The sequence below is a fragment of the Exiguobacterium sp. s145 genome, assembly GCF_018618835.1.
Taxonomy (GTDB): Bacteria; Bacillota; Bacilli; order Exiguobacteriales; family Exiguobacteriaceae; genus Exiguobacterium_A; species Exiguobacterium_A artemiae.
Genome location: NZ_JACSMV010000012.1, coordinates 77,998 through 85,733, shown reverse-complemented (window position 1 = coordinate 85,733; position 7,736 = coordinate 77,998). Strand labels below are relative to the sequence as shown.

Annotated in this window: 9 protein-coding genes and 10 tRNA genes; all 19 read right to left on the bottom strand. The window is 47.8% G+C overall.

Annotated elements, in window-relative coordinates; translation table 11 throughout:
- Positions 1-106: 106 nt before the first annotated feature.
- A tRNA-Ile gene (locus tag KNQ07_RS10545) sits at positions 107-183 on the bottom strand.
- A gap of 19 nt (positions 184-202) precedes the next feature.
- Positions 203-279 (bottom strand) — tRNA-Arg (locus KNQ07_RS10540).
- A gap of 4 nt (positions 280-283) precedes the next feature.
- A tRNA-Leu gene (locus KNQ07_RS10535) sits at positions 284-369 on the bottom strand.
- A 30-nt stretch (positions 370-399) separates the two neighbouring features.
- A tRNA-Lys gene (locus tag KNQ07_RS10530) sits at positions 400-475 on the bottom strand.
- Positions 476-481: 6 nt separating this feature from the next.
- Positions 482-553 (bottom strand) — tRNA-Gln (locus KNQ07_RS10525).
- A 4-nt stretch (positions 554-557) separates the two neighbouring features.
- Positions 558-633: transfer RNA gene (locus KNQ07_RS10520), tRNA-Asp, on the bottom strand.
- A 34-nt stretch (positions 634-667) separates the two neighbouring features.
- Positions 668-743, bottom strand: a tRNA-Val gene (locus tag KNQ07_RS10515).
- Positions 744-747: 4 nt separating this feature from the next.
- Positions 748-822, bottom strand: a tRNA-Glu gene (locus tag KNQ07_RS10510).
- A gap of 48 nt (positions 823-870) precedes the next feature.
- Positions 871-962 (bottom strand) — tRNA-Ser (locus tag KNQ07_RS10505).
- A gap of 8 nt (positions 963-970) precedes the next feature.
- Positions 971-1,045, bottom strand: a tRNA-Asn gene (locus KNQ07_RS10500).
- 149 nt (positions 1,046-1,194) lie between these two features.
- Complete coding sequence (locus KNQ07_RS10495) at positions 1,195-1,635, bottom strand: SprT family protein (protein ID WP_214766539.1); 441 nt, start codon at positions 1,633-1,635, stop codon at positions 1,195-1,197.
- The gene (locus KNQ07_RS10490; RefSeq protein WP_214766537.1) at positions 1,632-3,752 is read right to left on the bottom strand and encodes a Tex family protein; all 2,121 of its coding nucleotides are present in this window, start codon (positions 3,750-3,752) and stop codon (positions 1,632-1,634) included. Before KNQ07_RS10490 ends, KNQ07_RS10495 begins: the two co-directional genes overlap by 4 nt.
- Positions 3,753-3,820: 68 nt before the next feature.
- On the bottom strand, positions 3,821-4,618 hold the full coding sequence (gene sigB / locus KNQ07_RS10485) for an RNA polymerase sigma factor SigB (protein ID WP_012371666.1): 798 nt from the start codon (positions 4,616-4,618) through the stop codon (positions 3,821-3,823).
- A complete protein-coding gene (gene rsbW / locus KNQ07_RS10480; protein WP_012371667.1) occupies positions 4,584-5,066 on the bottom strand; it encodes an anti-sigma B factor RsbW in 483 nt (160 codons plus the stop codon). Before rsbW ends, sigB begins: the two co-directional genes overlap by 35 nt.
- Positions 5,063-5,389 carry an STAS domain-containing protein gene (locus KNQ07_RS10475; protein WP_214766535.1) on the bottom strand — a complete coding sequence of 109 codons (327 nt, stop codon included), beginning with the start codon at positions 5,387-5,389 and terminating at the stop codon, positions 5,063-5,065. Before KNQ07_RS10475 ends, rsbW begins: the two co-directional genes overlap by 4 nt.
- 189 nt (positions 5,390-5,578) lie before the next feature.
- Entirely contained in the window at positions 5,579-5,929 is a 351-nt protein-coding gene (locus KNQ07_RS10470; protein ID WP_014971520.1) for a type II toxin-antitoxin system PemK/MazF family toxin, read from the bottom strand.
- Positions 5,930-5,932: 3 nt separating this feature from the next.
- Complete coding sequence (locus KNQ07_RS10465) at positions 5,933-6,157, bottom strand: hypothetical protein (protein ID WP_012371670.1); 225 nt, start codon at positions 6,155-6,157, stop codon at positions 5,933-5,935.
- 140 nt (positions 6,158-6,297) lie between these two features.
- Complete coding sequence (gene alr / locus KNQ07_RS10460; RefSeq protein WP_214766533.1) at positions 6,298-7,371, bottom strand: alanine racemase; 1,074 nt, start codon at positions 7,369-7,371, stop codon at positions 6,298-6,300.
- Complete coding sequence (acpS, locus tag KNQ07_RS10455) at positions 7,343-7,729, bottom strand: holo-ACP synthase (protein ID WP_012371672.1); 387 nt, start codon at positions 7,727-7,729, stop codon at positions 7,343-7,345. The genes alr and acpS overlap by 29 nt, the downstream gene beginning before the upstream one ends.
- Positions 7,730-7,736: the final 7 nt, after the last annotated feature.

The window sequence follows — 7,736 nt, the reverse complement described above, 5'->3', positions numbered from 1 at the left end:
GGAGTCACGTTGACGAAGCTTGCGCTTCATTCATTGTTTGTATCCGAAGATACGTTTTTTGCCTCATCGTTCAGTTTTCAAAGTTCGTCATCGTTTGTTTTGAAAATGGTGGGCCTAAGTGGACTCGAACCACCGACCTCACGCTTATCAGGCGTGCGCTCTAACCAGCTGAGCTATAGGCCCGTCAAAAGCAAACAAAATATGGTGCACCCTGAGAGATTCGAACTCCCGACCCCTTGATTCGTAGTCAAGTACTCTATCCAGCTGAGCTAAGGGTGCGATATGGTGCGGTCGAGAGGACTTGAACCTCCACAGTGTTGCCACCACTAGGCCCTCAACCTAGCGCGTCTACCATTCCGCCACGACCGCAAATATAAAATTAGGAATCAAAAAATAAAATGGTGTGTCATGCAGGATTCGAACCTGCGACCCTCTGATTAAAAGTCAGATGCTCTACCAACTGAGCTAATGACACGAAAAACTGGGCTGGAAGGGATCGAACCTTCGCATGCTGGAATCAAAATCCAGTGCCTTACCACTTGGCCACAGCCCAAAAATGGCGGTCCTGACGGGATTCGAACCCGCGATCTCCTGCGTGACAGGCAGGCATGTTAACCGCTACACCACAGGACCACATTTTTGTGAAACTTAAGTATGAAATTAAAAATGGTGGAGGATGACGGGATCGAACCGCCGACCCTCTGCTTGTAAGGCAGATGCTCTCCCAGCTGAGCTAATCCTCCAAAATGGTGACCCGTACGGGAATCGAACCCGTGATACCGCCGTGAAAGGGCGGTGTCTTAACCGCTTGACCAACGGGCCATTTTAAAACAATAATTATTCTCAAGTAACAAATTCACATAAGAGGTCTGGCGGAGATGGAGGGATTCGAACCCTCGCACCAGTTTCCCGGCCTACACCCTTAGCAGGGGCGCCCCTTATAGCCACTTGGGTACATCTCCAAAGATAATGGCTCCGCAAGTAGGATTTGAACCTACGACCTACCGGTTAACAGCCGGTTGCTCTACCACTGAGCTATTGCGGAACGTGACGTTCGTTTCAGAACACTTTTCTATATTAGCAACTTTATTTCTCTTCGTCAATGCTTTTTTAAAAAAGTTTTTAGTGACGAGAAGTTGTTTAGTTGCTGTCGTTTTGACGACTTCTATAATTTATCATGCTCCGAAATGAACGTCAACTACTTTTGTAAAAAATCTTTCCACGACATCTTCCGCAACGGTATCGCTCCGGATTCATCTTTCTTTTCCTTCTATATAATGTCCCGCATTTCTCACACTCGTAAAGATGATTCTTTTTTTCTACTTCTTCTAGGCGCGGACTGTAACGCAGCCCCCCGTATCGTTGCAGCCACTCTTTAAAATCCTGATCTTGATGCCGGTGCCCCATTCCACGCAGATGTAAATGATAGTGGCACAGTTCATGAATGACGATTCCACGGAAGGTATCAAGGTCTCCCAAATGACTCCGATTGAAATCCAGATGATGATCGGTCAGAAAATAACGGCCCCCTGTCGTCCGTAAGCGATCGTTAAAAAGTGCAATATGTTTAAACGGTAAAGCAAACACGTCGAGCGAGAGTTGCTCGACGTATTGCTGCAACTCTTCGTTCGTCATGACGGACTGACCATCGTCAGACCGATCCGTCCGCGCTCCGGCTCGACACTTGTCACCCAAACGGTCACGATATCGCCGACGGCAATGACATCAAGCGGATGTTTGACCCGTTTTTTACTGAGTTTTGAAATATGAACAAGACCGCTTTCTTTCACACCGATATCCACGAAGGCACCGAAATCGAGCACATTTCGGACCGTCCCCTGGAATTCCATCCCGACTTGGATCATATCAAGGGATAACACATCCTGGCGCAGCAACGGCTTATCGAGTGCTTCCCGCGGATCACGTTCCGGGCGTTGTAATGCTTCAATGATATCCCGTAGTGTCGGTTCACCGACTTCGAGCAATCGAGCAGTGTCCGGTACGGATAACTCTCCGAGTCGAGTCCGTAAACTGTCCGTTCCAACGCTCTGCAACGGCAAATTCAGTTGCTTAAACAAGGATTCCACGGTTTTATATTGTTCCGGGTGAATCGGTGTCCGGTCAAGCGGATGACTACCTTCCGGAATGCGTAAGAAACCGGCCGCCTGTTCATATGCTTTTGCTCCTAAACGCGGAACTTTCAACAATTCTTTCCGGGATTCAAAGGCCCCGAGTTCCGAGCGACGTTCCACAATCTTTTTAGCCGTTGCTTTCGTAATCCCGGCGACGTAACCGAGTAATGATTCCGAAGCTGTGTTGACGTCGACACCGACCTGGTTTACAACCGTCTCGACGACGAAATCGAGCGTCTCTTTTAACTTCGCCTGTGTGACATCATGTTGGTACTGTCCGACCCCAACGGATTGCGGATCCACTTTGACAAGTTCCGCCAACGGATCCTGCAGACGCCGGGCGATTGAGATGGCGGACCGTTGCTCGACTTGTAAGTCCGGAAACTCAGTGCGGGCAATTTCCGACGCCGAATAGATACTTGCTCCTGCCTCATCCACAATCGTAAAGGCAATTTGATCATACTCTTTGATCCAGTCTGCGACAAAGGATTCCGTCTCACGGGAAGCCGTCCCGTTTCCAATCGCAATCAATTCAATTCCGTACCGTTTTACCAGTTTCGTTAAGACTTGACGTGCTTCTTGCGCTTTTTGTTCCGACATCGTCAGATACACGACGCCGACTTCCTTCATTTCCCCCGTCGGATCAATCACGGCCCACTTACATCCCGTCCGGTAGGCAGGATCAAGACCCAGCATGACTTTCCCTTTTATCGGCGGTTGCATGTAGAGTTGCCGCAAGTTTTTTCCGAACACTTCAATCGCCTGATTTTCCGCTTTGTCGGTCAACTCGTTCCGAAGTTCCCGTTCAATTGCCGGGAAAACCGATTTTTTATATCCCGTTTGAACAGCTTCCTCGACCAACTTGCGTTTTTGCTCCGGCAATCGGCTAAACGGCCGTAACAAGTTCGGTAAAACGTGTTGCTCTTCCAGAACGATTTTGACGGAAACGATTTTTAACGCCTCAGCACGATTGATCGCCAAAATCCGGTGTGGCACGATTTGACGGATCCGTTCACTGTACTCGTAATACTGGGCAAAGACACGTTTTTCATCGACTGCGTCTTTTTTTAGTTTCGTGACGATATCCGCAAACCGGTAAGCCGTCTTTCGAATATGTTCGCGGACACTCGCCTGTTCGCCCCACTCTTCGGCAATGATGGCTTGTGCTCCGGCTACCGCTTCTCCTTCGCCATGTGCCGCGACATACTGATGAAATTGTTGTTCATCGTATGATTTCGGTGACCGCAAAAAGTTGGCGAATGGTGTCAATCCTGCTTCTCGGGCAATCTCGGCTTTTGTTCTCCGTTTAGGACGAAACGGTAAGTACAGGTCTTCGATTTGCTGTAACGTCGTTGCTTCATTCAAGCTTTGTTTCAAGTCAGGCGTCAAGACACCTTGTTCTTCGATTTTCCGCAAAACATCTTCTCGTTTTGATTCCAGTTGTGTGATGCTTTTATGGCGGTCGAGGATCGCTTTGATTTCGACCTCATCGAGTTCTCCGGTTTGCTCTTTACGGTATCTCGCGATGAACGGAATCGTTCCCCCGTCCTCCGTCAATTGTAAGACAGCCTTGACTTGCGCCGGTCTGATGTTCAATTCTGTTGCGATTCTCTTCTCCATTTTCCTCACCTCTGTTTCATTATACCGAAGAATTAGCAGGACACAAAAAAAAGACCGATGCTTTCGCATCAGTCTTTTGAAAATACTTCGTTCGGTTCTACTTTGATTGCTTCTCGTAATTTTTGCAACGCACGGCGCTGAAGACGCGACACATGCATTTGCGAAATACCAAGAAGTTCTCCTGTTTCCTTTTGACTCATGTTCCGGTAGTACGCACATTCTAAAATCGAACGTTCGCGGTCAGTCAAAACAGCAAATGCTTTTTCAAGAATCAGCTTTTGATCCACTGAATCATATCCGTTTTCCTGGTTACCAACGAGATCCAGTAGTGTGACCGTACTGCCTTCCTGATCGGCTTCAATTGAACTATCAACAGATAAAGCCTGATAACTTTTACCCATCTCAAGGGTTTCAAGAACTTCCTCTTCCGATACTTCCAACCGAGCGGCAATTTCATCGATACGCGGTGAACGTTGCAGTTCTGTCGTCAGTTCTTCGACGGCTTTCTTGATTTTCGGTCCGAGTTCCTTGATTCGACGCGGGACGTGAACGCTCCATGTCTTATCACGGATGAAACGTTTGATTTCACCGATGATGGTCGGAACGGCAAAGGATTCAAAACTCCGGCCAAATTCTTTATCAAAACGACGAAGAGCGGCAAGCAAACCAATCATTCCGACTTGAACGAGGTCATCATGAATCGGACGGCCACGTGAGAACTTACGGGCAAGCGCCTCAACGAGGTCGGAATACCGAGCAAGTAAAGCAGCATGAACTTCTTCATCTTGATCATCTTGTTGATACAGGTCAATTAGACGAAGGACTTCATCATCACTGTGATGGCGTTGTTGAGACTTTGCTGGCACTTTGACCCACCTCATCTCTATTCATATATTTTGTCATATGGACAGTGACGCCGTTTGCTTTCTCGATCGTGACTTGATCCATGAGTGCTTCGATCATTAAGATCCCTAGTCCCCCCTCGTGCAGAGAGTCTAAATCATGAGATTCCGTAATTGGTTCACTTTGACGCTTCACGCTGTCTTTATCGAAAGTCACACCATTGTCTTTGACAATGATTTCAAGACGATCGTCCGGATAGACGTTACACGTTAAAGCCATTGATCCGTCCTGTTCTCCTTCATATGCATGTTGAACTGCATTCGCACATGCTTCAGAGACCGCAATTTTGATGTCTTCGATATCGTCGTACGTGTAACCCATCCGATTCGCGACACCCGAAACTGTCAATCGAGCAATTGCAACATATTCCGGTTTTGCCGGAAGTGTCATTTCAAGTTGTTCGTTCTTCATTGTGTCCCACCTCGTACACCACTATCGATTGTAATGATGCTTGAAAGACCTGTGATTTCAAACAAACGGCGGATGCGTTCAGAAACGCCGACAAGTGTAAATGATGTGCCGTTTTTCTTTGATACTTTAAGCGCCCCGACAAATACACCAAGGCCTGTTGAATCCATATAGTGAATTTCATCCAGGTGCACGACAACGTCATTTGTTTCGACTGCCGGCACAAGTTCCTGGCGAAGTTTTGGTGCTGTATACGTATCAATCTCTCCTGCGATATAGAGATGCGTCTGACCATCTAATTGTTCTGTTTTAATTGTTAAATCCATCTTCAAGTTCCTCCTCAAGGAAAATCTGCTATGTGTTTTTTCTATCTCTATCTCTGTTATCTCATAATAAAAAAAGTTCACTCTGAAATAATTCCCGGATTTGCTAATTCTTAAACCACTTTTTAAAAAAATGTTCAAAAAAAGTCGCATACAGATGTATCGACTCTTCTCTCTGATCTATGTAAGTGCCTAAAAATCAATCAACCCTAAGCTGATCGCGACGGCACTATTTACTTTCATCATCGTGTCCGGATCTAGATGCGTAACTTTATCCGTCAGACGGCGTTTATCGATTGTACGGACCTGCTCAAGTAGGATGACCGAATCACGTTCTAATCCGTGTCGCTCTCGATATACTTCCACATGGGTCGGTAGTTTGGCTTTGTCGATCTGTGCCGTGATCGCAGCCACGATTACAGTTGGGCTGAATCGGTTACCAATATCATTTTGTAGGACAAGGACAGGACGAACGCCTCCTTGTTCCGATCCGACCACAGGTGACAAATTTGCATAAAACACGTCGCCACGTTTGACTATCAAAGCTTACACCCCGCTTACTTGACGTAGGAGCGAGAACTCCGCCTCCGTTTCAATCTGGAACATTTCGCCAACGATGGATAAATTGATCGCTGCCATTTCTTCGTAACCACGTTTCAATTCCTCACGTAGCTGACGCTTGCGTTCTTCGGTCGTATGGTTCGACTTCATCCCAATCGTCTCCTTCGCTACATTTCGCTCAACAAATTGCTTTTCCCGTTGTTGGACCAAGATAATGGCACCTCCAGATTCACTGAAACCTTAACGAACGACTCACTTTCTACTTCAATATATCAGTCAAATTCAGAAAATACAATCAAAATTCAAACAAATAACATTTTTTTACCATCATATTGATGTCTTTTAAAAAACTAGATGCGCGGGACCCGTTTCGAGAACTGACACAATACCTCATAGTTGATCGTCCCGAGCCAGTGCGCTGCTTCATCAATCGGGACACCTTGTCCAATCAACGTGACTTCTGTTCCAACCGGGTAATTGCGCGGCAAGCGGATCATCAACCGGTCCATACAGACCCGACCGACGATTTCACACGGATAACCGTCGACAAGTAATGAATACCCCTGGAACTTGCGGGACCAGCCGTCCGCGTATCCGATCGGCACCGTTCCGATCCACTCATCTGTCGGCGCCGTGTAGGTCGCACCGTAACTGATCGTTTGACCGGGTTCAACCTGCTTGACCTGCATCAGACGACTCTTCAGCGTGAACGCCGGTCGTAAGAATTCGTAATATGGAATCATTTCGTCTGACGGCATCGCCCCGTATAAGGCAATCCCGATCCGGACAACATTAAAAGGATCCTGACCGATCAAACGGATGGCGCCCGCTGAGTTGGCCGCATGGATGTATCGAATATTCGGCACGCGTTCGACGAAACGCAGGAAAACGGTCTGTTGCTCGTCAAACAACCGGCTGTTCAATTCGTCGGCTGTCGCGAAATGCGTATAGATCCCTTCGAGTTCCATGACATCCGAATCCAACTCTTGTAAGACGGCGTCCAACTCTTCCGGTGTCTGCAGTCCAAGACGGCCCATCCCGCTGTCGACCTTGATGTGGAGCCGTAAATGATCGACATCCGTTAAATGCTGTTTTGCTTCCCGCAACCAGCCGGCTGAAAAAACAGGCACGGCGACGTCATAGTTCGAGGCGATCGGTGCATGTTCCGGCAAAAGCGTTTCGAGCATTAAAATCGGTGCCTGAATCCCGGCTTCCCGTAATTCGATTGCTTCTTCTAGCAGGGCGACAGCCAGTAAATCCGCCCCGTTCGCCAACGCGATTTCCGCGACCGTCACGGCACCATGTCCGTATCCGTCCGCCTTCACGACGGCCATCATCGTTTGATGACCGATTCGGGCCTTGATTTCCCGTACATTGTGCGCGATGGCTTCGCGGTCAATTTCTATCCAAGTTGGTCGATACATCTGAACTCCTCTTTTCTAATAAGACTTGTGCAGCCGCATAATGGTCGGAATGGGTAATGGAAAGGTGAATCGTCCCTTCAAACGGACCGGTCATGACCGGTCGTCCCGATGCTTCGTTCAACACTTCGAGATCAAGCCAGGATACGTCGGCACCGATGCCGGTCCCGAATGCTTTGACAAACGCTTCCTTTGCCGCGAACCTTCCTGCGAGATACTCAAGTTGCCGCTTATCAGACAAGGTGTAAAAACGATTCTGTTCTTCTGCCGTTAACACCCGTTTAACGATTCGCGGCTGACGCTCGAGCGTCTGTCGGATTTGTTCCAGTTCTACGAGATCGAGTCCTATTCCGAAAATCATTCCTGAC

What these genes read in the sequence shown, in the direction of transcription:
- acpS (WP_012371672.1), bottom strand. Translation starts at nt 7,729, where the DNA reads ATGATTTTCGGAATAGGACTCGATCTCGTAGAACTGGAACAAATCCGA.
- KNQ07_RS10495 (WP_214766539.1), bottom strand. Translation starts at nt 1,635, where the DNA reads ATGACGAACGAAGAGTTGCAGCAATACGTCGAGCAACTCTCGCTCGAC.
- alr (WP_214766533.1), bottom strand. Translation starts at nt 7,371, where the DNA reads ATGTATCGACCAACTTGGATAGAAATTGACCGCGAAGCCATCGCGCAC.
- KNQ07_RS10490 (WP_214766537.1), bottom strand. Translation starts at nt 3,752, where the DNA reads ATGGAGAAGAGAATCGCAACAGAATTGAACATCAGACCGGCGCAAGTC.
- KNQ07_RS10475 (WP_214766535.1), bottom strand. Translation starts at nt 5,389, where the DNA reads ATGGATTTAACAATTAAAACAGAACAATTAGATGGTCAGACGCATCTC.
- rsbW (WP_012371667.1), bottom strand. Translation starts at nt 5,066, where the DNA reads ATGAAGAACGAACAACTTGAAATGACACTTCCGGCAAAACCGGAATAT.